The 20,526-nt window shown below is 66.0% G+C and carries 21 protein-coding genes; 12 read left to right on the top strand and 9 right to left on the bottom strand.

What is annotated here, in order from left to right; translation table 11 throughout:
• The first annotated feature begins 10 nt into the window (after positions 1 to 10).
• The gene (locus tag KBW98_RS16130) at positions 11 to 1,027 is read left to right on the top strand and encodes a carbonic anhydrase (protein ID WP_211521175.1); all 1,017 of its coding nucleotides are present in this window, start codon (positions 11 to 13) and stop codon (positions 1,025 to 1,027) included.
• A gap of 200 nt (positions 1,028 to 1,227) precedes the next feature.
• On the opposite strand, the gene KBW98_RS16125 is transcribed toward KBW98_RS16130, so the two are convergent.
• Genes KBW98_RS16125 through tsaE form a run of 3 tightly spaced genes read right to left on the bottom strand, consistent with a single transcriptional unit; the run spans position 1,228 to position 3,909 of the window.
• Positions 1,228 to 1,998, bottom strand: a complete 771-nt coding sequence (locus KBW98_RS16125) for a D-hexose-6-phosphate mutarotase (RefSeq protein ID WP_211521174.1) — start codon at positions 1,996 to 1,998, stop codon at positions 1,228 to 1,230.
• A gap of 1 nt (position 1,999) precedes the next feature.
• Positions 2,000 to 3,460 (bottom strand): N-acetylmuramoyl-L-alanine amidase, encoded by a 1,461-nt coding sequence (locus tag KBW98_RS16120; protein WP_211521173.1) that lies wholly within the window; start codon positions 3,458 to 3,460, stop codon positions 2,000 to 2,002.
• Complete coding sequence (gene tsaE / locus KBW98_RS16115; RefSeq protein WP_211521172.1) at positions 3,424 to 3,909, bottom strand: tRNA (adenosine(37)-N6)-threonylcarbamoyltransferase complex ATPase subunit type 1 TsaE; 486 nt, start codon at positions 3,907 to 3,909, stop codon at positions 3,424 to 3,426. Before tsaE ends, KBW98_RS16120 begins: the two co-directional genes overlap by 37 nt.
• 72 nt (positions 3,910 to 3,981) lie before the next feature.
• Here tsaE and queG point away from each other — a divergent pair, with 72 nt between their 5' ends.
• Positions 3,982 to 5,079 carry a tRNA epoxyqueuosine(34) reductase QueG gene (gene queG / locus KBW98_RS16110; RefSeq protein WP_211521171.1) on the top strand — a complete coding sequence of 366 codons (1,098 nt, stop codon included), beginning with the start codon at positions 3,982 to 3,984 and terminating at the stop codon, positions 5,077 to 5,079.
• 7 nt (positions 5,080 to 5,086) lie between these two features.
• Here the strand turns inward: queG and KBW98_RS16105 are convergent, their stop codons facing one another.
• The 3 genes from KBW98_RS16105 to KBW98_RS16095 all read right to left on the bottom strand — a co-directional run bounded on the left by KBW98_RS16105 (position 5,087) and on the right by KBW98_RS16095 (position 8,213).
• On the bottom strand, positions 5,087 to 5,467 hold the full coding sequence (locus tag KBW98_RS16105; protein ID WP_211521170.1) for a DUF3052 family protein: 381 nt from the start codon (positions 5,465 to 5,467) through the stop codon (positions 5,087 to 5,089).
• Positions 5,468 to 5,594: 127 nt separating this feature from the next.
• Positions 5,595 to 6,176 (bottom strand): response regulator transcription factor, encoded by a 582-nt coding sequence (locus KBW98_RS16100; protein WP_211521169.1) that lies wholly within the window; start codon positions 6,174 to 6,176, stop codon positions 5,595 to 5,597.
• Positions 6,177 to 6,218: 42 nt separating this feature from the next.
• Complete coding sequence (locus KBW98_RS16095) at positions 6,219 to 8,213, bottom strand: sensor histidine kinase (protein WP_211521168.1); 1,995 nt, start codon at positions 8,211 to 8,213, stop codon at positions 6,219 to 6,221.
• Between the two features lie 125 nt (positions 8,214 to 8,338).
• Here KBW98_RS16095 and KBW98_RS16090 point away from each other — a divergent pair, with 125 nt between their 5' ends.
• The 7 genes from KBW98_RS16090 (at position 8,339) to KBW98_RS16060 (ending at position 15,350) form a co-directional block, all read left to right on the top strand.
• Positions 8,339 to 9,325, top strand: coding sequence for a TRAP transporter substrate-binding protein (locus KBW98_RS16090; RefSeq protein WP_211521167.1), 987 nt, complete (start codon positions 8,339 to 8,341; stop codon positions 9,323 to 9,325).
• 687 nt (positions 9,326 to 10,012) lie between these two features.
• Positions 10,013 to 11,095, top strand: a complete 1,083-nt coding sequence (locus KBW98_RS16085) for an FIST signal transduction protein (RefSeq protein ID WP_211521166.1) — start codon at positions 10,013 to 10,015, stop codon at positions 11,093 to 11,095.
• Positions 11,096 to 11,102: 7 nt separating this feature from the next.
• The gene (locus KBW98_RS16080) at positions 11,103 to 12,839 is read left to right on the top strand and encodes an ATP-binding protein (RefSeq protein WP_211521165.1); all 1,737 of its coding nucleotides are present in this window, start codon (positions 11,103 to 11,105) and stop codon (positions 12,837 to 12,839) included.
• A 162-nt stretch (positions 12,840 to 13,001) separates the two neighbouring features.
• Complete coding sequence (locus tag KBW98_RS16075; RefSeq protein ID WP_211521164.1) at positions 13,002 to 13,526, top strand: methylated-DNA--[protein]-cysteine S-methyltransferase; 525 nt, start codon at positions 13,002 to 13,004, stop codon at positions 13,524 to 13,526.
• Entirely contained in the window at positions 13,499 to 14,404 is a 906-nt protein-coding gene (xerD, locus tag KBW98_RS16070) for a site-specific tyrosine recombinase XerD (RefSeq protein ID WP_211521163.1), read from the top strand. The genes KBW98_RS16075 and xerD overlap by 28 nt, the downstream gene beginning before the upstream one ends.
• 104 nt (positions 14,405 to 14,508) lie before the next feature.
• Positions 14,509 to 14,691 (top strand): hypothetical protein, encoded by a 183-nt coding sequence (locus KBW98_RS16065; protein WP_211521162.1) that lies wholly within the window; start codon positions 14,509 to 14,511, stop codon positions 14,689 to 14,691.
• Positions 14,692 to 15,095: 404 nt separating this feature from the next.
• Positions 15,096 to 15,350, top strand: coding sequence for an EAL domain-containing protein (locus KBW98_RS16060; protein ID WP_307727604.1), 255 nt, complete (start codon positions 15,096 to 15,098; stop codon positions 15,348 to 15,350).
• Here KBW98_RS16060 and KBW98_RS16055 read toward each other — a convergent pair.
• Positions 15,347 to 16,321, bottom strand: coding sequence for an endonuclease/exonuclease/phosphatase family protein (locus tag KBW98_RS16055; protein ID WP_211521161.1), 975 nt, complete (start codon positions 16,319 to 16,321; stop codon positions 15,347 to 15,349). The two genes, KBW98_RS16060 and KBW98_RS16055, sit on opposite strands and share 4 nt — an antisense overlap.
• A 39-nt stretch (positions 16,322 to 16,360) precedes the next feature.
• On the opposite strand from KBW98_RS16055, the gene ybaK reads away from it, so the two are divergent.
• The 3 genes from ybaK to KBW98_RS16040 all read left to right on the top strand — a co-directional run bounded on the left by ybaK (position 16,361) and on the right by KBW98_RS16040 (position 18,280).
• Entirely contained in the window at positions 16,361 to 16,852 is a 492-nt protein-coding gene (gene ybaK / locus KBW98_RS16050; protein ID WP_211521160.1) for a Cys-tRNA(Pro) deacylase, read from the top strand.
• Between the two features lie 64 nt (positions 16,853 to 16,916).
• Positions 16,917 to 17,549: a glycerol-3-phosphate 1-O-acyltransferase PlsY gene (plsY, locus tag KBW98_RS16045; RefSeq protein WP_229429232.1), complete on the top strand. Its 633-nt coding sequence runs from the start codon at positions 16,917 to 16,919 to the stop codon at positions 17,547 to 17,549.
• Between the two features lie 83 nt (positions 17,550 to 17,632).
• A complete protein-coding gene (locus KBW98_RS16040; RefSeq protein ID WP_211521159.1) occupies positions 17,633 to 18,280 on the top strand; it encodes a DsbA family oxidoreductase in 648 nt (215 codons plus the stop codon).
• Positions 18,281 to 18,444: 164 nt separating this feature from the next.
• On the opposite strand, the gene KBW98_RS16035 is transcribed toward KBW98_RS16040, so the two are convergent.
• Both KBW98_RS16035 and tsaD read right to left on the bottom strand, forming a co-directional pair.
• Positions 18,445 to 19,290: an endonuclease/exonuclease/phosphatase family protein gene (locus KBW98_RS16035; protein WP_211521158.1), complete on the bottom strand. Its 846-nt coding sequence runs from the start codon at positions 19,288 to 19,290 to the stop codon at positions 18,445 to 18,447.
• Positions 19,291 to 19,410: 120 nt separating this feature from the next.
• Positions 19,411 to 20,451 (bottom strand): tRNA (adenosine(37)-N6)-threonylcarbamoyltransferase complex transferase subunit TsaD, encoded by a 1,041-nt coding sequence (gene tsaD, locus KBW98_RS16030; RefSeq protein ID WP_211521157.1) that lies wholly within the window; start codon positions 20,449 to 20,451, stop codon positions 19,411 to 19,413.
• Between the last annotated feature and the right edge of the window lie 75 nt (positions 20,452 to 20,526).

The raw sequence follows: 20,526 nt of genomic DNA, 5'->3' as shown, positions 1-20,526 counted from the left end.
CTGGAAACCCATGCGACACCTCATCGCCCTGTTCGCTCTCAGCCTGGTTACGGCGACGGCAAGCGCGAACGATCCCGCCCCGAAGGCGGCCAAACCCGAACTCGTCAAGGCGTCGATCAAGCCGGACCTGAAGGCGTCGGTGACGCCGGTCCCGGCGGCCGCCAGCAAGTCCGAGGAAGAGGCCGAAGTCGACCTGTCGGTGCGCATCGCCGAGAAGCTGGCCGAGCTGCGCGCCAAGCAGGAAGCGCGCGCCCAGGCCGCCGCCCGCGCCCGCAAGGCGGCCGACGCCAAGCGCAAGCAGGAAGCCCTGGCCGCGGCCGCCGCGGCCGCCAAGGAACATGCGCCCAAGAACGGCACCCACTGGAGCTACGACGGCGAATTCGGCCCGGCCAACTGGGCCAACATCAATTCCGCCTGGGCCAAGTGCTCGACCGGCAACCGCCAGTCGCCGATCGACCTGCGCGACGGCATGAAGGTCGACCTCGAACACATCGCCTTCGACTACCACCCGAGCTCCTTCAACGAGATCGACAACGGCCACACCATCCAGGTGAACGTCGGCGGCGGCAACTTCCTCACGGTCGGCAACACCACCTACGAGCTGCAGCAGTTCCACTTCCATCGCCCGTCGGAAGAGCGCATCAACGGCAAGGGCACCGAGATGGTGGTGCACCTGGTACACAAGAGCTACGACGGCAAGCTGGCCGTGCTGGCGGTGCTGCTCGAGCGCGGCAAGGCCAACCCGATGATCCAGACCGTGTGGAACAACCTGCCGCTGGAAAAGCAGACCACGGTGGCGCCCTCGATCGTGCTGGACGTGAACGAGATCCTGCCCGAGAAGCGCGAATACTTCACCTACATGGGTTCGCTGACCACGCCGCCTTGCACCGAGGACGTGCTGTGGCTGGTGATGAAGCAGCCGATGACGGCTTCGCCGCAGCAGATGGCCTTGTTCTCGCGGCTGTATCCGCTGAATTCGCGGCCGGTGCAGGCCAGTAATGGGCGGATGATCAAAGAGTCGATGTAAGGAAGTGAAAAACCCGGCGCTGCCGGGTTTTTTTACGTCGACCGCAAGCGTATGAGCCGTCATCCCGGCGAAGGCTGGAATCCAGGTTTGCATGCGTTGCCGCTGCGTTTGACTCGGCTGGTATGCGACGAACCTGGGTTCCGGCCTGCGCCGGAAGTCGTAGGCGCCAGTGGCGCGTACGACGGTTTTGCGGCTGGGGGTTAACTGATGCGGTAGCGGCCTTCCCAGGTCTCGCCCGGCGCCAGCGTATGCGGATCGAGCAGCGCCGGCTCAATGCACACGAAGCGCCGATACTCCCCATCCTCCATATCCGACAAGGCCGCCGCGTCCGCCGCCCCCGGATTCCACACCACCGCCTCCGTGAAGCCTTCCTGCTCCAGCTTCACGACACGCGCGCCGGTCGTCATGGTGATCGCGCCAACCTGCTGGTACACCTCGTCCAGCTTGTCCTCGATCGACAAGGTCTGCTCCGCCACGCCGTCGATGCGCACATCCTTCAGTTCCGGCACCAGGTGGTAGGTATGCAGCGCCGCCGCGAACGGGAAGGGCGCTTCGCCCGTGTTGCGCACCGTGAGCGCCATAGTGAGTTCGTTGCCCTGCACGCCAAGGCGCAGCGACAGGGCGAAGCGATGCGGCCAGCCGGCCGCCAGCTGCGCGGGGAGATCCGCTTCGTTCAGTCCGAACACCGCCCAGCCCTCGCCGCTGTCTTCCAGCCGCCAGGTGCTGACGCGCGCAAAGCCGTGGCGCATGCCGGTACCGCGCTCGGCGAACTGCGGAAAGATCACCGGCACGCCGCCGCGGATCGCCTTGCTGCCGTCCAGCGCGGAGCGCGCGCTGCAGAACATGCGCTCCCGGCCGTCCGCGCCTTTCCACGACACCAGGTGGGCGCCGTACAGGGTGACGATGGCTTCGGCCCCGTCGGGTGATGCGATGCGGATCGCGGGCAGCTGCCCGAAAACGGTGTGGTCCATGTCAGGTCTGGCGGCTCTTGGCCATAGGCGGGTTGTCGGCGAAATAGCGGCGGATGCCCTTGGTGATGGCGTCCGCCAGCTTGTCCTGGTAGCCGTCGTCGTTCAGCTTCGCTTCTTCTTCCGGATTCGAGATGAAGGCCGTCTCCACCAGGATCGACGGGATGTCGGGCGCCTTCAGCACCGCGAAGCCGGCCTGCTCGACGGCCGCCTTGTGCAAGCGGTTGATGCCGCCGATCTCGCCCAGCACGGCCTTGCCGAGCTTGAGGCTGTCGTTGATCTGGGCCGTGGTCGAGAGGTCGAACAGCACGCTCGCGAGCTGCTTGTCGGCGGTCGCGTAGCTGGCGCCGCCGATCAGGTCGGCCTTGTTCTGGTCGTTCGCCAGCCAGCGCGCCGCGCTCGAGCTGGCGCCTTTTTCCGACAGCACGAAGACCGAGGAGCCGCGCGCCGTCGGCGAAACGAAAGCGTCGGCGTGGATCGAGACAAACAGGTCTGCGTCGACCTTGCGCGCCTTCTGCACGCGGGTTCCGAGCGGCACGAAGTAGTCGCCGTCGCGGGTCAGCATCACGCGCGTGTTGGGCAGCTGTTCCAGCCTGGCCTTGAGGCGCTTGGCCACTGCCAGCACGATGTCCTTCTCGCGGCTGCCGCGCGCGCCGATCGCGCCCGGGTCCTCGCCGCCATGGCCCGGGTCGAGCGCGATGGTGACCATGCGCGTGACCTTCTGGGCCGGGGCCTTGGGAACGGTCTTGGTGGGTGAGGGCGGCGGCTGCACGGGCTGGGCCGGCGGCGCGCCGTCCAGGCCCGACATCGCGGACTCCATGCGCGCGATCGCGTCCGGCACAGGGTTTTGCTGCGCGGGCGGCGTGACCGGAGTCGGGGTCGGGATCTGCACCGGCGGCGCGCCGGCGACCGGTTCGCCCAGGGCCGGGTTGCCGGGCGCGCTGGGCGCCGGCACGGTGCTCCATTCGCCCTTTTCGATCATGGCGGCGATCGGATCGACCGGCTTCACCGGATACAGGTCGAAGATCAGGCGGTGCTGGTAGCCGGCCACCGGGGCCAGGGTCAGCACCTCGGGCTTGACTTCTTCCTTCAGGTCGAACACCAGGCGCACCACGTTCGGCCGGTTCTGGCCGACCCGCACCTGCTTGATGTAGGGATCGTTCGACTCGATCTTGGCGACCAGGCTTTTCAGGGTGCTGTTCAGGCCCAGGCCCTCGATGTCGACCACCAGGCGCGGCGGATCGGGCACCAGGAAGTGCTCGGTCTTGAGATTGGTGTCGTTCTCCAGCGTCACCCGCGTGTAGTCGGGCGCGGGCCAGACGCGCACGGCCAGGATCTGGGCGGCGCTGGCGGGCAGCGGGGACATTACGGACAGCAGCAGCGTCCCCCCGGCCTTGAGCAGGGTGCGGCGGCGCGGCGATCCGGGAATTAGCGGGGAAGTGCGGAGGCGAGACGGTCGAGGCATAGCAGACCCAAGTCGGACAACGGCTGCAATTCTACCTCACGGCCGAGTCCACTGACATTGAGCAATACCCTGACGTCGGGTGGCGGCAACACCGGCTCGCCTTTTTCCGGCCACTCGACGATGCAGATGTTGCGTCCGTCGAAGTCCTCGCGGAAGCCCGCGTCCAGGAATTCCTCGGGACTCGCCATGCGGTACAGGTCGTAGTGGATGATGTTGGCAGGCTTGCCATCCAGGTTCACGCGGTAGGGCTCCGACAAGGTATAGGTCGGGCTCTTGACCGTGCCTGCGTGGCCGGCGGCCTGGATCAGCGCGCGGGTGAGGGCGGTCTTGCCGGCGCCCAGGTCGCCGTGCAGGTAGATCACCAGTCCGGGCACGATGGCGCGGGCCAGCGCCGCGCCCAGGGCGGCCGTTGCCGATTCGTCGGCCAGGTAAGCTTTGTAAGGCTGCATCGAATAAAATAGCGTGCTTGATCTTGTGTATTCAGTGGCGCCGACTAGGGCCGCAATGTTGTCCATCCCGCCATGCCGACCGTCCCTCTCGATCCGACCACCCTGCCAGAACTCGCGCGCACCATCAAGGGGTGGGGCGCGGAGCTGGGCTTCGCCGACGTGCGCATCGCCGACGTCGACCTGGCGCACCTGGAAGCCGGCCTGCAGGCCTGGCTGGATGCGGGCTGCCATGGCGAGATGGATTATATGGCAAGCCATGGCATGAAGCGTGCGCGTCCCGCCGAACTGGTGCCGGGCACGGTGCGCGCCATCGTGGCGCGCATGGATTACCTGCCGCAGGCGCGCGGCGAGCAATGGCGCGAGCAGGAAGCGGCGCGCCAGCGCGATCCGGGCGCGGCGGTGGTGTCGGTGTATGCCCGCGGCCGCGACTACCACAAGGTGCTGCGCAACCGCCTGCAGCAGCTGGCCGAACGCGTGAAGGCGGCGGTGGGCGAACTGGGCTACCGTGTGTTCACCGATTCGGCGCCTGTGATGGAATTGCCGCTGGCCGAGAAGGCCGGCCTGGGCTGGCGCGGCAAGCATACCCTGCTGCTGTCGCGCGACGCCGGCTCGACCTTCTTCATCGGCGAGATCCTGGTCGACCTGCCGCTGCCGGTCGATCCGCCCACCGGCGCCCACTGCGGGCAGTGCCGGGCCTGCATCGACGTCTGCCCGACCCAGGCCATCCTGGGGCCGGGCAGGCTGGATGCGCGGCGCTGCATTTCCTACCTGACAATCGAACTCAAGGGCAGCATTCCCGAGGAGCTGCGGCCCCTGATCGGCAACCGCATCTACGGCTGCGACGATTGCCAGCTGGCCTGCCCGTGGAACAAGTTCGCGCAGCGGGCGCAACTGCCGGACTTCGACGAGCGCAACGGCCTGGGCGACGCCGGCATGGTGGAACTGTTCGGGTGGGAAGAAGAGGAATTCAACCGCCGCATGGAAGGGAGCCCGATCCGCAGGATCGGCCATGAGCGCTGGCTGCGCAACCTGGCGGTGGGCCTAGGCAATGCCGCCGGCGAGCGCCGCGGCGACCCAGCAATCGTGGCGGCCCTGCGGGCCCGCGCCGCACACCCGTCTGAACTGGTGCGCGAACACGTCGCCTGGGCGCTGTCCTGCCACCTTCAGTAAGGCATCTTTATACTTCGATGCGCTTGGCGCGCAGCGCCGACCAGTCGCCGTCGATCGAGATCATCGCCACGCCGGTGATGCCGTTTTCCTTGGCAAACTCGTTGATCGAATCGCGGTTGATGTCGGTGGCCTTGGACGCCGTCTGCTTGAGGTAGGCGATCCAGAGCGAGCCCTTGTCGCCCAGCTTTTCCTTCGCCAGCGGCAGGTAGTGCTCGAGGTCCTTGCGATTCATGCAGAACATCAGGATCACGTCGAAGGGGCCGTCGCCTTCCTTGACGAGCTCGGCGGGCATCTGCGACACCACGCCCTGGTTGACTTGGCCGTTGAGGATGAGCATCGACTTTGCCGTCCTCAGGAACATCTTGTCCGCCACTGTCTTTTCGTTCATTTGGACTACCCCTAAAAGAAAGTGCTCGGGCGCGCAGCCGGACCGGTCCGCGCGCCACGTTCAGTTTCATTTTACAAGGCTTCCCCCGAAATCCCGAGACGCTTGTTGTGCGGTAAGAATGCTTGGCTTATTTCAGCAGTCCGGCCAGCTCGACCGCGGTCTTGACCTGCATCTTGTCGAAGATGTGGGCCCGGTGCACCTCGACCGTACGCATGCTGATGCCGAGCTTGTCGGCCACGACCTTGTTCATCATGCCGGCCAGGATCAGGTCCAGCACCTCGCGCTCGCGCGCCGACAGGGTGGCCAGGCGCGCCTGCACCACGGCCGAGGCGGCGGCCTTGCGCGAGGCGCCCAGGGCTTCCTCGACCCGGTCCATCAGCATGTTGTCGTTGAAGGGTTTCTCGAAGAAATCGAAGGCGCCGCGCTTGAGCGAATCGACCGCCATCGGCACGTCGCCGTGGCCGGTGAGGAAGATCACGGGCAGGCGCGGCAGCAGGCCGCGGGTGACCAGCTGGTCGAACACGGCGATGCCGTTCATGCCCGGCATGCGCACGTCCAGCAGCACGCAGTCGCCGCCCTCGTCGGGCTGGCGCAGCTGGTCGAGGAATTCCTGGCCGCCCGGGTAGCCGCGCGCTTCCAGGCCGCGCGATTGCGCCAGCCAGGCGAGGGCGTCCCGAACGACTTCTTCGTCATCGACGATGTGCAGCATGCTGTGCGTCTCCGTTGTTGCTCAGTTTATTGTCCCCGGATTTTAGCCCAGCGCCGGGGCCGCCGCTTGGGCCGGCAGTGCGAAGGTGAAGATGGTGCCGCCGGCCGGGTTGGGCGCGTGGGTCAGGGTGCCGCCGTGGAACTCGATCGCGGTGCGGCAGATCGACAGGCCCATGCCCATGCCTTCCGCCTTGGTCGAGTGGAAGGGCGAGAACAGGCGCTCGGCGACCTCGGGCGCGATGCCGTGGCCGCGGTCGATCACCGACACCGACACCTGGCCGCGCCCGTGCGCCGCCTGGATGCGCAGCACGCGGTGTTCGGGCGGGGTGTCCTGCATGGCCTCGATGGCGTTGCGGGTCAGGTTCAGCAGCACCTGCTCGAGCAGGATGCGGTCGGCCAGCACCGGCGGCAGGTCGGGCGGCAGCTCGACCCGCAGCGCCACGGCCGCCTGGCGCGCCTGCAGGTCGACCAGGGCGCGCACCCCCTCCACCACGCTCCTGATCGTCACCTCCTCGCGCAGCGGTTCGCGCTTCTTGACGAACTCGTGCACGCTGCGGATGATCTGGCCGGCCCGCTGGGCCTGCTGGCGCGCCTGCTCCAGCGCGCGCTTGAGCATGCCGGGCTGGACCTCGCCGCCGGCCGCGCCGGCCCGCTCCAGCATGTTGAGGGCGCCCGCCGTATAGCTGGAGATCGCCGCCAGCGGCTGGTTCAGTTCGTGCGCCAGCATCGACGAAATCTCGCCCATGGTCGCCAGGCGCGCGCTGGCCTGCAGTTTTTCTTCCTGCTGGCGGTTGAGTTCCTCGACGCGCTTGCGATCGGTGATGTCGAGGACCGAGCTCATCCAGCCGGTCTGCTTGCCGTAGACGTCCACCAGCGGCGCCTCGAACACCAGCACCGGCACCCGCACGCCGTCGGAGCGCTGGAACACGGTCTCGAACTGGGGCGTGATGTTTCCGGACAGGACGCCGCGGAAGCGTTCCTCGTAGTCGGCCATGGCTTCCGGCGCCCAATAGGGCATGGGCGGCTTCTTGCCCACCAGTTCTTCCTCGGGCAAACCGACGATCTGGCAGAAGGCGCGGTTGACGTAGGTGACGCGACCCTCGAGGTCGCGCGCGCGCAGGCCGGTGAGCAGCGAATTCTCCATCGCGGTGCGGAAGGCCATCTGCTGGCGCAGCGCGGCTTCGGCCGCCAGGGTGCGCGAGATGTGGCGCCACAGGGCGACCAGGCTCAGCACCAGGCCGAGGGCCAGCACGATCACCGAGCCCACCAGCAAATTTGGCAACAGCTGGGGGGCGCCCTTGACGCTGTCGGTCGACAGGGCCACCAGCGCGCCCGGCAGGTCGAGGTCGCGCCGATGGGTGTACACCCCGCGTCCCGGTCCGCCGGCGGCGCGCTGGGCCACCACGTGGTCCTCGCGGTCGAGCAGGGCCAGGGCGTTATCCTGCGCGAACCACCAGGGCACGGTTTCGTTCAGCAGCACCTGCAGGCTGTAGGTGGCCACCAGGCTGCCCTGGTATTCTCCCTGGCGGTACAGGGGCAGGTAGAAGTCGATCAGGCCGTGGGTCGAGGGCGTGGCGCCGTAGGGTTCGCTGTAGCGCCCGCGCCGGGTGGCGTGCGCCATCTCGGCCGCCTGGACGGTGGCCTCGGGCAGGCCGGCGGCCGGCAGGTCGGCGCCGTGGGTGGCGAGCGGCTTGCCGCTGGCGTCGAGCCAGACCACGCGCAGCAGTTCCGGGCCGTTCTTGAACATCTGCGCCATGCGCGCCTTCAGCACGGCGGGGGCGGGCGGCGCGACCACCAGGTCGGCGCCCAGGGCGGCCAGGGCTTCCTCGCTGCGCGCCAGCTCGAAGCGCAGGGTCTGCTCCACCCACAGGGTGTCGGCGATCAGCTGTTCCTGGCGCTCGTTGCTTTCCATCTGGCGCGCCTGCCAGGGCAGCCAGATCAGCACCGCGAGGAAGAGCAGCACCAGCAGCACTGGCACCAGCCAGCGCCAGGGGCGCGAGCGCTGTTCCGGAGACGGCTGCGCGAACGGATTTTTCATGCCTTGCCTTGTACTTGGTTACACTGTCGGGCTATTGTGGAAGTCCACGATGGCGAGGGGCAGGCTTGCCCTCCACACTGGCTCTACCGCCATATTAACGTTTCATCAGGGGGAACCGAACCGCCATGCAGATCACAGCCCTGGTCGGGGCGCTGGCCGCGGCACTCAGTTTCAGTGTCCAGGCGCAGGGACCGATCGTCATCAAGTTCAGCCACGTGGTCGCGCCCGACACGCCCAAGGGGCAGGCCGCCGAACGCTTCAAGCAGCTGGCCGAGCGGATGAGCAAGGGCAGGGTGCGGGTCGAGGTCTATCCGAACAGCCAGCTCTACAAGGACCGCGAGGAGCTCGAGGCCCTGCAGCTGGGCGCGGTGCAGATGCTGGCGCCGTCGCTGGCCAAGTTCTCGCCCCTGGGGGTCAAGGAATTCGAGGCCTTCGACCTGCCGTATATCTTTCCCTCGAAGGCCGCGCTGTACGCGGTGACCGAAGGCCCGATCGGCAAGGACTTGCTGCGCAAGCTGGAGTCCAAGGGCATCACCGGACTGGCGTACTGGGACAATGGCTTCAAGGTCATGTCGGCCAACAAGCCGCTGCTGGCCCCGGGCGACTTCCGCGGCCTGCGCATGCGCATCCAGGCTTCCAAGGTGCTCGACGCCCAGATGCGCGCGCTTGGCGCCCGGCCCCAGGTGCTGGCCTTCTCGGAAACCGCGCCAGCGCTGCGCGACGGCGTGGTGGAGGGCACCGAGAACACGCCCTCGAACATGTACACCCAGAAGATGCACGAGAGCCAGAAGCACCTGACCGTGTCCAACCACGGCTACCTGGGCTACGCGGTGATCGTCAACAAGAAGTTCTGGGACGGCCTGCCCTCGGACCTGCGCTCCACCCTGGAGCGCGCCATGGTGGAAGCCACCGCCTACGAAAAGACCATCGCCCAGCGCACCAACGACGCAGCGCTGGAAGCGATCCGCCGCGCCGGCACCACCACCATCCACACCCTGAGCCCGCAGCAGCAGGCCGAATGGCGGCGCGCGATGATGCCGGTGTACACGCAGATGGAGGCGCGCATCGGCAAGGACATCGTGCGTGCGATCAACCGCGACGTGGGCCGCTAGTGTATTGACGTAGCACAGATTGCCTTATATGAATTCTTTATAAATAAAATAAATTTTCTAACAGTGTGGACAAAAAGATACGCTGACTGGAAACACTTGCGATATTATTGGGACTTCTCGCACCGACATGGTGCGAAGGCAGCACAGAACACACGAATTTGGGGAGCACATACAAAAGCACGGTAATTCATACCGGAGTAATTCGAGGAGACACCACGTTTGACAGAAGCTGTTAGCACCGCTAAACAGCCGGAACGTGACCCGAATTGAACGCACCTGTGGGTGCGTTTTTTTTCGTCCATCCCCCTGTTCAGAAACCGGACGTCCGCCATCGACCTGTTCGTTGGAAAACTGGCTGCGGCGCCCATTGGACAGCATTCCGCCCGACCGAGCAGAAGAGCCGCTGTTGTTGCTTTTTAGACAAGTTATTACGCTCTAGGTTCACGGCAAGCTGTTCATATTCATTTAAATTTCCGCAAGGCAAGAGTTTGCAAGTTTTTCCTAAGTTCATTATTGTAGGAAATTAGGCAAATTTTGTTGTGCCGCTCTAAGACTCTCCAGTAGCTCCTGCAGCATTTACTGAGGCATAGATTATCGATGGCAAATACCATAGTGGCAGTCAGTCATACTCCCCTATCCACGCCAGAAGCAGCCGGTCGCGCGCTCGCCGAATCAATATTGGAAAAATTGAACGATAGCCGCCCTGACGTGCTGATCGTGTTCGCCTCTCCAGAGTTCGATTACCGGCGTCTGTTACTCACGCTCGAGGCCGCTTGCCGGCCACGTGTCCTTGTCGGCTGTTCCTCAGCCGGGGAGTTTTCTGGTTGCGCATCAGGAAATTCTTCGGCGTCCGCGATGGCAATCCGGACAGACGACATCCTGTTTCGAGCCGGAATAGGCACGGGACTCCGGCAAGATATCAGCGGCGCCCTCGAACAGGTCATGCCTGTTTTTACCGGTAGCGAGCATCCCGATTTCCCTTATCGCAGTGCGCTGGTGTTGACCGATGCGCTGGCAGGCTATGTCGACGAGATCATCCATGAAATGATGCTGCGTACCGGCGGCACCTACCAGCTGTTTGGCGGCGGGGCGGCCGACGATGCGAAGTTCAACCAGACGCATGTTTTCATCGGGACCGAAGCACACACCGATGCGATCGTCGTACTGGAAATGTTGTCGAAGAAGCCCATCGGTCTCGGAGTTCGCCATGGATGGCGGCCAAGCAGCCCGCCGCTGCGCGTCACCGAAGCGGAAGGCGTACGCCTGGTCAGCCTGAACGCCATGCCTGCGGTAGAAGCATTCGAAGCGTATGCCCAAGCCACGGGCCAGACCTTCAACCGTGCCGATGCGCTCCCGTTTTTCCTGCATAACGTGATCGGCATCGAAACCGGCGATGGCCACAAGCTGCGCGTCCCTCTGACACTCAATGACGACGGCTCGATTTCCTGTGCCGCCGAGGTGCCGGTCGGGGCCACTGCGCACATCATGGTCTCGGACGCCGCCTCTACCTTCGAGGCGGCGCGCGAGGCGGCCCAGGCGGCGCTGAAAGGCCTGGACGGAGGCGAGCACGCCGGTTCGCTGCTCTTCGATTGCGCCGCCACACGGCTGCGCCTCGGACGTGAATTCGACGACGAACTGAAAGCCGTTGGCGAGACGCTCGGCTCAGAAAATTTCGCTGGCTGTAACACGTATGGCCAGATCGCCCGAAGCGCCGGGCAATTCAACGGATTCCACAACTGTACCGCCGTCGTGTGTGCGATCCCGCTCTAAGCATGCGATGATCCCGTTCGATCTGGTGTCCATCTTCGTCGACCTGCAGAACGCTGACACCAGATTGGTTGCGACGGGCAAGCTCGCACGTTACGCTGGCGTCGCGCAGGTTCTGGTGTTCGGGAGGGATGCGGAGGTCGGGATATTTTTGCCTGCGCCTGGATTGCCTCAGACCTTGCGCGCCGGCGGACGCTGGCAGGACTTCCTTCGCCGCTGTGCGGACGCAGGCGGCGCAGAGGCTTTCCTTCCTTCGGCCGAATCCGATACGGATTCGCCCGTATGGGGTTTGTGCGATGCAGGCCGCAACGTCATCGTCGTGTTCCTCGGGGCGGAACCGGCTGCGCCGGCCCGGGTTGCCATTGCCGCCTTGCTACCCCTGCTGGGCGGCAAGCTGGCCGGCGAACTGGCTGAAATCGCCGCCAAGGGGCTCGCCGCTGCCGCGCGTGAGAGCCACCGCCGCGCCAACGAACTCAATACGGCCCTCGATGCCAGCCGGCGCGAGCTGCAGTCGGCCTACCGGCGCGTTGAAGACGAACTCGTGTCCCGGCGCGAGGCGGAGGCGAAGCTGCGCGATGCCGACCGTCGCAAGGATGAGTTCCTGGCGATGTTGGCCCATGAGTTGCGTAATCCGCTTGCGCCGATCGGCATGGCGGCCAAGATCCTCAGGCTTGGGCAAGTGACGCCCGATCGGGTGAAACAATCCTGCGAGGTGATCGACCGCCAGATCGGGCACATGACCGAACTGCTGGACGATCTGCTCGATGTCTCGCGTGTCACGCGCGGCCTTGTGGTGCTGACGCAGGGGCTGCACGACATAGCGGCCATTGTGCGGGATGCGGTCGAACAGGCAAGGCCCTTGATCGACGCGCGACGCCACCATCTGTCGCTGGCGCTACCGGCGCAAGCCGCGCAGGTGCATGGCGACGGCACCCGCCTGGTGCAAATTGTGACAAATTTGCTCAACAACGCGGCCAAGTACACGCCGCCAGGCGGCGCAATCGAGCTTGAACTCGTACTGGATGCGAACACGGTGCACATCGTCGTGCGGGATAACGGAATCGGTATCGACGCTGCGCTGCTGCCTCATATCTTTGATCTGTTCGTCCAGGGCGAGCGTTCATTCGACCGCGCCCAAGGCGGACTGGGGATTGGTCTTGCCCTTGTGAAAAGCTTGGTCGAGCAGCACAAGGGAAGCATCAGCGCGGCCAGCGGGGGCGATGGCGCCGGTAGCCAATTCACTGTTCGGCTGCCTCGGGCACAGGGAGTCGCACCTTCCTCGACAATGCCCCAGCACGGCAAGACAGCGGAAAGCCGGGCACTCGACATCCTGATCGTCGACGACAACGCCGACGCGGCCGACACGCTGTCCATGTACCTTGCGTCCCTTGGGCATCAGGTGCGTGTCGCCTATGAAGGACATGGCGGGCTGGCATTGGCGAAGGAGGCCGCGCCAAGCGTGCTCCTGCTCGATATCGGCTTACCCGATCTCGACGGTTACGAGTTGGCGCAACGGATCCGCCGACTGCCGCAGACCGCGCAGGCGACACTGATCGCCCTGACCGGCTACGGCCAGGACGCGGACCGCGAGCGTTCGACCGCTGCGGGTTTCGACCATCACCTCACCAAACCGGTCGATGTCGCGGCCTTGCTGCGCTTGCTCACGGATGCGGCGGAAAGGCCGTCCGGCTACGATAAGGTCCGGGAAGTGGCGCCGAACGCGGAGCGGAGGCCGGGGGCCGGCTAAGGTACCGCGGCCGGTACTGCGGCCGGGTACTGCGGCCGGGTACTGCGGCCGGCCGCGGCCCGGTCCGCTGTCCACTCACCAAAACATCTGGCTCCCTTGCTTTCCACCAGTTAAGATTGCAGCACGCGGAAAGCTTTTCCCGCGCCACTACACGAAGCAATCATGAAGACAGAACAGGGAAGCGAGTTGTTCCACGCCATCGTCGCTACGCCATTCGGCGCGATGGGTGTCCGGACGCAGGACGCGCGCCTGCGCGAGCTGGTCTACCTGCCGCCGCACTACGCCGAAAAAGACCCCGATAACGCCGTCGCCGAGCAGGCCGCGCAGCAGATCGCGCGCTACCTGCTCGATCCCGACTTCCGTTTCGACCTGCCGCTGTGCGAGGCCGGCACCGAGTTCCAGCGCAAGGTGTGGGACGCGATCGGCGCCATCCCGCGCGGCAACGTGCGCACCTACGGGCAACTGGCCAAGCTGATCGGCTCGGCGCCGCGCGCCGTGGGCCAGGCCTGCGGGGCCAACTGGTTCCCCCTGATCATTCCCTGCCACCGCGTCACCGCATCCGGCGGGCTGGGCGGCTTTTCCAACCAGGACGACGAAAACGGTTTCCACCTGTCCGTGAAGCGCTGGCTGCTGCGCCACGAAGGCGCCACCGCATCCCCATGGCAACAGCAGTCAATCTGGCCCTGATCGACGAGTTCTGCGACACGCTCTGGCTGGAGCAGGGGCTGGCGAAGAATTCGCTCGACGCCTACCGGCGCGACCTGCGCCTGTTCGCCGGCTGGCTCGAAGCCAGGCGTCCGGAGCGCGAGAGCTTGCTGGCGGTCCAGCCGGAAGACCTGGCCGCGTACTTCGCCGACCGCCATCCTGAATCGCGCCCGAGCACGGCCAACCGCCGCCTGTCGGTGCTCAAGCGCTTCTACCAGCTGGCCCTGCGCCAGCAGAAGATCAAGGAAGACCCCTGCCTCAGGATGGCCTCCGCGCGCCAGCCGGTCCGCTTCGTGCACACCCTGACCGAAAGCCAGGTCGAGGCCCTGCTCCGCGCGCCGGACGTGAACACGCCGCTGGGCCTGCGCGAGCGCACCATGCTGGAACTGATGTACGCCAGCGGCCTGCGGGTGTCGGAACTGGTGGCGCTCAAGCTGGTGGAGGTGAGCCTGAACGATGGCGTGCTGCGCATCACCGGCAAGGGCAGCAAGACCCGCCTGGTGCCTTTCGGCCAGGAGGCGCGCAGCTGGCTGGAGCGTTACCTGAAGGATGCGCGCGGCATCATCCTCAACGGCCAGGTCGACGACGCCCTGTTCGTGACCGGGCGCGGCGGCCCCATGTCGCGCCAGATGTTCTGGATCCTGATCAAGAAGCATGCGCAGAAGGCGGGCATCCAGGCGCCTTTGTCGCCGCACACCCTGCGCCACGCCTTCGCCACCCACCTGCTCAACCACGGCGCCGACCTGCGCGTGGTGCAGCTGCTGCTGGGGCACGCCGACATCTCCACCACCCAGATCTACACCCACGTGGCGCGCGAGCGCCTCAAGCACCTGCACGCCCAGCACCACCCCCGTGGCTAGCGCGACTCCTATCTACCGGGATACGCTCTTAATCAAGCCGCCTCGGCCCGACTAGTCCATAATGCCCGGGTAGCACACATCCTTTTTGCACAGGCGAGGTGAACATGGCTCGAAATAATTTCAGTTACGAAAAGCGGCAGCGGGAACTCGAAAAGAAGCGCAAGGCGGACGAGAAGGCCAAGCGCAAGCTGGAAGCCAAGAACGCCCCCGCCGGGCAGGACGCGTCCGACGCGCAGGCGAGCGATACGCCCGCGCTGGATGCGACGTCGCAGCAAGAGCTGTCCTGAAGGCGGTCCAAGGGGGGAAATGCCGCGCGGCGCCGGCTGTGGCAGCCGGCGCCTTCACGGGTGAGGGGAGCGGGCCGGCGTGTGGCGGCCCGCGTTATCCGGTGGCGCGTAGGCTCGATCCGCATCGGGGATCGAGCTCAGTGCGCATGGTTGAACTATAAAGATTGCGGCCCGCGCCAGCCATCGGTATGCGACGAGCCGCCGCTTCGGCGGCATGAAATGCGTCAGCCGGGGATGAAATGCGCAGCGCCCGCGCACTTTGAGCGGGCACAAACATGGTGGGTTGGGTGAGAGAACAATAGCGGGGTTGTCAGCCCATTTATTGTTGTTTCCACCGCGAAAGACCATGCCGTGAGCGAGAAGTCGCCGGAACTATCTGCGGACGGGACCGCTTCGGCACCGGCTTGTCGAGCCTGGCCTCCTTGCGGCGGGCGCCGCTGTCCAAGCTCAAGCTCGACCGCAGCTATGTCGGCGACGTGGGGCACGACCCGGTCGATGCGGCCATGGTGCCGGCCATCATCGCGGTGGCGCGCAGCCTGCAGCTACGGGTGGTGGCGGAAGGGGTGGAGACGGCCGACCAGCTGGCATTCCTGCGCCGTCATGGCTGCGACGAATACCAGGGCTTACGCCAGCCCGGCCAGCGCCCGGCCGAACCTTAGTCCGCACCCGTCCTGAAGCCGTCCGCGCGCGGGAACAGGCGCAGGCGCGCCAGTACCTGGCCGTGGTCCGAGGCTTCGGGCAGGCCCAGGTTCAGGTGGTCGTTCAGGTAGACCACGTCCGTCACCTCGCCGATCGCTTCCGGCAGGGCGTAGTTGAACTCGGGCGACACCAGGATGTGGTCGATGGTGGTATGGCGGCGGTCGTGCAGGATCGAGAAGCCGACGTCGCGCCCGTTGTCCTGCTGGCGCTGCACGCGGAAGGCGTCGTACATGCGGTCCGCCGCCGGCGTGCCTTCGCCCAGCACGATCTCGGTGGTCACCGAATCGGCCACGTCGTTGAAGTCGCCCATCACGATGCGCGGGCGGCGGTGGGCGTGCGCCATGTCGGTGAGCAGCACGCGCAGGGCCGTGGCCTCGGTGCCGCGCCGGATCAGCGAGCGCAGGCAGGCCAGGGCGTACAGGTGCGGGTCTTCCCCGCTGTCGCTGGCGCGGTAGTCGGGCCGGCGCGACTTCAGGTGCACCACGATCACGTCGACCGTCACGCCGGGCGCGATCTCGATGGCCGCGTGCAGGGGCGCGCGGGTAAAGCGGTCCGGGTCGCGGCTGCCGGGGGGCATGGCCACGTTGTCGGGAAACAGGCTGAAGGCCTGGCCGGGCGCGGCCAGGGGCAGGCGCGAGACCAGGGCCACGCTCGGGGTCAGGCGCGAGGCATGCGGGTCGGGATCGAAGCCGACGTGGGCGGCCTCGCGGTAGCGCTGGGTGCGCGCCAGGACTTCCTTCAGCACGGCCTGCGAGAAGATCTCCTGGAAGCCGATGACGTCGGCATTGAGCAGGTCGACCTGGCGCGCGGTCCAGGCCAGCTTGGCCTCGTATTCCTCGGGCGTGGTGGGTGCGAGGTTGTCGTACAGCTGCGCGCCGGGCGGGGCCAGGTTGAGGGTGTTGAAGGTGGCAAAGCGAATTTCTTCCTGCATAATAGAAACCCCTTTATGTTCGTCTTTAGCGTACCACGCATGGCCAAGAAAGAGCACGTGTCAGAGACACCCGCCACACAATTCCTGCGCAAACAAGGGGTCGCTTTTTCCGAGCACCCCTACGACTACGAAGAGCATGGCGGCACCGCCGTGTCCTCGCGCGCGCTCGGCGTGCCCGAGCACGACGTGGTCAAGACCCTGGTGATGCAGGACGAGGCCGCCAAGCCCCTGATCGTGCTGATGCACGGCGACTGCAAGGTCTCGACCAAGAACCTGGCGCGCGCCATTCCCTGCAAGTCGGTCGAGCCGTGCAAGCCGGAAGTGGCGCAGCGCCATTCGGGCTACCTGGTGGGCGGCACCTCGCCCTTCGGCATCCGCAAGGCGATGCCGGTCTTCGTCGAGGAAAGCATCCTGGCCCTGGACAAGATCTACATCAATGGCGGACGGCGCGGCTACCTGGTCGGCATCGCGCCGCAGGTGCTGGTCGACGTGCTCAAGGCGCGGCCGGTGCAATGCGCGCTGGCCGAGTGACGGCCAGATACGCATGGTGTATATTCACGGGCCGGTTTTTTCGGCTTATTAAAAAAGAGACAAGATGAACCCTACCATTGTGACCATCGTCGCAACCGTCGCTGCCTACCTGGTCGGCTCGATTTCCTTCGCCGTGGTCGTGAGCCACGCTTTCGGCCTGGCCGACCCGCGCACCTACGGCTCCAAGAATCCGGGCGCCACCAACGTCCTGCGCAGCGGCAGCAAGAAGGCCGCCATCGCGACCCTGCTGGGCGACTGCGCCAAGGGCTGGCTGGCGGTGTGGCTGGCCGTGCATTTCGGCCCGCAATACGGCCTGGAAGAGGGCGGCATCGCCCTGGTGGCGCTGGCGGTCTTCATCGGCCACCTGTGGCCGGTGTTCTTCAAGTTCGTGGGCGGCAAGGGTGTCGCCACCGCGCTCGGCGTCCTGCTCGGCATCAATCCGTGGCTGGGCCTGGCCACCCTGGCGACCTGGCTGATCGTTGCCTACGCCTTCCGCTATTCCTCGCTGGCGGCCCTGATCGCCTCGGTGTTCGCGCCGTTCTACTACGGCCTGCTGTTCGGCGCCGACGAGATCCTGTTCGCGGTCTTCATCATGAGCGCGCTGCTGCTGTGGCGCCATGGCGCGAACATCTCGAATCTGCTGGCCGGCAAGGAAACCAAGATCGGCAGCAAGGCCGCCGGCGCAAAGAAGAAGTAGCCGCGCGCGGGAAATAGCCGCAAGCGTTACCATAGGCCCTTTCGGCACGCCCGTGCCGCAACGGACAGGAAAGGTGGTGCGCTGTGAGCAAGCAACTCAGGATCGATTTTGTGTCGGACGTCTCGTGCCCGTGGTGCGCGATCGGCCTGAATTCGCTGTACAAGGCGCTGGCCAGCATCGGCGGGGATCTGAGCGTCGACCTGCACTTCCAGCCTTTCGAGCTGAATCCCGACATGGGGCCGGAAGGCCAGGACATCGTCGAGCACATCACCCAGAAGTACGGCGCCACCGCCGAGCAGCAGGCCCAGAGCCGCGAGACGATCTGCCAGCGCGGCGCCGACGTCGGCTTCGTGTTCGACATGGAGCGCCGCGGCCGGATCTACAACACCTTCGACGCTCACCGCCTGCTGTCCTGGGCGGAAGGGGAGGGCCGCCAGCGCGCGCTCAAGGAAGCGCTGTTCACGGCCTATTTCACCCGCTGCGAGGACCCGAGCAATCACGAGGTGCTGCTGCGCGCGGTCGAGCACGCGGGGCTGGAGCGCGAGACGGCGGAGCGCATCCTCAAGTCGGATGAATTCGCGGACGAGGTGCGGGCGCGCGAGCAGTTCTTCCAGCAGGCGGGGATTCGTTCGGTGCCGGCGATTATCATCAACCAGAAGCACCTGATCTCCGGGGGGCAGCCGCCGGAGGTGTTCGAGAGGGCGTTGAGGGAGATTGCGGGGGCGGCGTGATTGCGTTAGTGGTGTGCACGCAAACTTGGGTTCCCGCCTGCGCGGGAATGACGTGCTGAGGGTGCGTGTCGATAACGCCTTACTGGTCCGCTGCTTCTGAATCGTCATTCCCGCGCAGGCGGGAACCCAAGTTTCGTCAACCCGCGACCAGCCTTAGACGCAGCTCACACCAGCTCCATCACCACCGGCTGATGATCCGACGCCGCCGTCTCCGACAGCACATCCAGCACCCGCACCCGCTCCGCCAGATCCTCGGTCACGAAGAAATAGTCATAGCACTCAGGCCGCTCCGGCCACGGATAGCCGTGCAGCCCGGTGGTCGGCGCGCGCGGCGCGTCGCGGTGGACGATGCCCCAGGCGTCCCGCAGCGCCAGCGCGCCCGCCTCGGGCGCGGCCAGCAGCCTGGCGTAGTCTTCCGATTGCGGCGCGAAATTGAAGTCGCCGCACAGGATCGCCGAGCCGGGCCGGAAGCCCAGCTGGAAAGGCGCGTCCAGGTTCGGATCGGGCTGGAAGATGCGCGCGCGGGCGCAGGCTTCGTGGTGCAGCTCGCGGATGCGCTCGACCTGGGCCATGCGCTGGCGCGCGGAATAATACTCGAGGTGGGTCGTCATCAGGCGCAGCTTGCCGCTGGGCGCGTCGATCACTGTTTCCAGCAGGCCGCGCGGCATGCCGGCCGGGCTCTCGGGATCGGCCGGCCAGGGCAGCAGGTGGCGGTGCACCTGCGAGATGCGGTATTTCGAGAGGATCAGGTTGCCGAACAGGCGGGGAACGTTGTTCTTGTAGATCTCGCTGGGCGCATGCTCCATCAGGTGGTAGCCGCCGAAGGCGCCACCGAGCTGCTTGAACTGGTTCGCGGTCGCGCTGCCGTCCAGTTCCGGATGGTTGGCCGCCACCTCCTGCAGGCAGACCACATCCGGATTGAGGCGGCGCAGCACGTCGATGATCGCATGAATGCGGATCCGACCGTCCTTGCCGCAGCCCCAATGAATATTCCAGCTCACCACGCGCATCACTAACCTCCGTAAAACTTGACCGTCGGATATTGCCACCGTTTGGCGGTCGACGGTCACACGGTAGGATCGATGTCAAGCTTGCAAGTTCAGGATGACAGCTTGATTCTAGCCCTGATTTTATGCGGCTTCCAGCTCGTCCAGCGGCCAGCGCGGGCGCACGTTGAAGGCATAGTCGCGCTGCGCCAGCGCCGGGTTGCGCTCGAGGCGCATGGCGCCGGCGAAGGCGATCATGGCGCCGTTGTCGGTGCAGAACTCCAGTTCCGGATAATAGACCTTGAACTTGCGCTTGAGCGCCGCCGCGTCGAGCGAGGCGCGCAGCTGGCGGTTGGCGCCCACGCCGCCCGCGATCACCAGGCGGCTCAAGCCGGTGTGGCGCAGCGCGTTGACGCACTTGGCGGTGAGCACGTCGACGATCGCATCGACGAAGCCGCGCGCGATGTTGGCCTTGTCCTGCTCGCAGATATTCGCCACCACCTTTTCTTCGTGGTTCTTGACCACGGTAAGTACGGCGGTCTTCAGGCCGGAAAAGCTGAAATTGAAATCCTTCGAGTGCAGCATCGGGCGCGGCAGGGTGTAGGCGAGCGGATCGCCGAACTCGGCCAGGCGCGAGATCGCCGGCCCGCCGGGATAGCCCAGGCCGAGCAGCTTGGCCGACTTGTCGAAGGCTTCGCCGGCCGCGTCGTCCAGGGTCTCGCCCAGCAGGATGTAGCGGCCGATGCCGTCCACGCGCATGAGCTGGGTATGGCCGCCCGAGACCAGCAGGGCCAGGAAGGGAAACTCGGGACGCTCGCTGGCCAGCAGCGGCGACAGCAAATGGCCTTCGAGGTGGTGCACGCCCAGCACCGGCTTGTCGAGCGCCAGCGCCAGCGAGCAGGCCACCGAGGAGCCGACCAGCAGCGCGCCCGCCAGGCCGGGGCCTTGCGTGTAGGCGATGGCGTCGATGCTGGACATCGGGATGTCGGCGCGCTTCACCACCTCCTCGAGCAGGGGCAGGGCGCGCCGGATATGGTCGCGCGAGGCGAGTTCCGGCACCACGCCGCCGTACTCCTCGTGCATGGCGACCTGCGAATGCAGGGCGTGGGACAGCAGGCCGCGCTCGGTGTCATACAGAGCCAGGCCGGTTTCATCGCAGGAGGATTCGACGCCGAGTACGATCATGGGAAAAAGCCGGTGAGAAAGAAGCAGGAGGCGGGATTTTACCGTAGGGTGGGGGGGGGGGGCCCCCCCCCCCCG

The sequence above is a fragment of the Massilia sp. ST3 genome (assembly GCF_018119405.1).
Taxonomy (GTDB): domain Bacteria; phylum Pseudomonadota; class Gammaproteobacteria; order Burkholderiales; family Burkholderiaceae_D; genus Telluria.
Note: the sequence above shows the minus strand (reverse complement) of the source record. Positions and strands in the feature narration are given on the sequence as shown.

Bases quoted from the DNA above. Each gene is read 5' to 3' on its own strand.
- KBW98_RS16055 (WP_211521161.1), bottom strand. From the start codon at position 16,321: ATGCAGGAAGAAATTCGCTTTGCCACCTTCAACACCCTCAACCTGGCC.
- xerD (WP_211521163.1), top strand. From the start codon at position 13,499: ATGGCAACAGCAGTCAATCTGGCCCTGATCGACGAGTTCTGCGACACG.
- KBW98_RS16080 (WP_211521165.1), top strand. From the start codon at position 11,103: ATGATCCCGTTCGATCTGGTGTCCATCTTCGTCGACCTGCAGAACGCT.
- ybaK (WP_211521160.1), top strand. From the start codon at position 16,361: ATGGCCAAGAAAGAGCACGTGTCAGAGACACCCGCCACACAATTCCTG.
- KBW98_RS16105 (WP_211521170.1), bottom strand. From the start codon at position 5,467: ATGAACGAAAAGACAGTGGCGGACAAGATGTTCCTGAGGACGGCAAAG.
- KBW98_RS16090 (WP_211521167.1), top strand. From the start codon at position 8,339: ATGCAGATCACAGCCCTGGTCGGGGCGCTGGCCGCGGCACTCAGTTTC.
- KBW98_RS16075 (WP_211521164.1), top strand. From the start codon at position 13,002: ATGAAGACAGAACAGGGAAGCGAGTTGTTCCACGCCATCGTCGCTACG.
- queG (WP_211521171.1), top strand. From the start codon at position 3,982: ATGCCGACCGTCCCTCTCGATCCGACCACCCTGCCAGAACTCGCGCGC.
- KBW98_RS16035 (WP_211521158.1), bottom strand. From the start codon at position 19,290: ATGCGCGTGGTGAGCTGGAATATTCATTGGGGCTGCGGCAAGGACGGT.
- KBW98_RS16095 (WP_211521168.1), bottom strand. From the start codon at position 8,213: ATGAAAAATCCGTTCGCGCAGCCGTCTCCGGAACAGCGCTCGCGCCCC.
- tsaE (WP_211521172.1), bottom strand. From the start codon at position 3,909: ATGCAGCCTTACAAAGCTTACCTGGCCGACGAATCGGCAACGGCCGCC.
- KBW98_RS16120 (WP_211521173.1), bottom strand. From the start codon at position 3,460: ATGCCTCGACCGTCTCGCCTCCGCACTTCCCCGCTAATTCCCGGATCG.
- KBW98_RS16065 (WP_211521162.1), top strand. From the start codon at position 14,509: ATGGCTCGAAATAATTTCAGTTACGAAAAGCGGCAGCGGGAACTCGAA.
- KBW98_RS16125 (WP_211521174.1), bottom strand. From the start codon at position 1,998: ATGGACCACACCGTTTTCGGGCAGCTGCCCGCGATCCGCATCGCATCA.
- KBW98_RS16100 (WP_211521169.1), bottom strand. From the start codon at position 6,176: ATGCTGCACATCGTCGATGACGAAGAAGTCGTTCGGGACGCCCTCGCC.
- tsaD (WP_211521157.1), bottom strand. From the start codon at position 20,451: ATGATCGTACTCGGCGTCGAATCCTCCTGCGATGAAACCGGCCTGGCT.
- KBW98_RS16130 (WP_211521175.1), top strand. From the start codon at position 11: ATGCGACACCTCATCGCCCTGTTCGCTCTCAGCCTGGTTACGGCGACG.
- plsY (WP_229429232.1), top strand. From the start codon at position 16,917: ATGAACCCTACCATTGTGACCATCGTCGCAACCGTCGCTGCCTACCTG.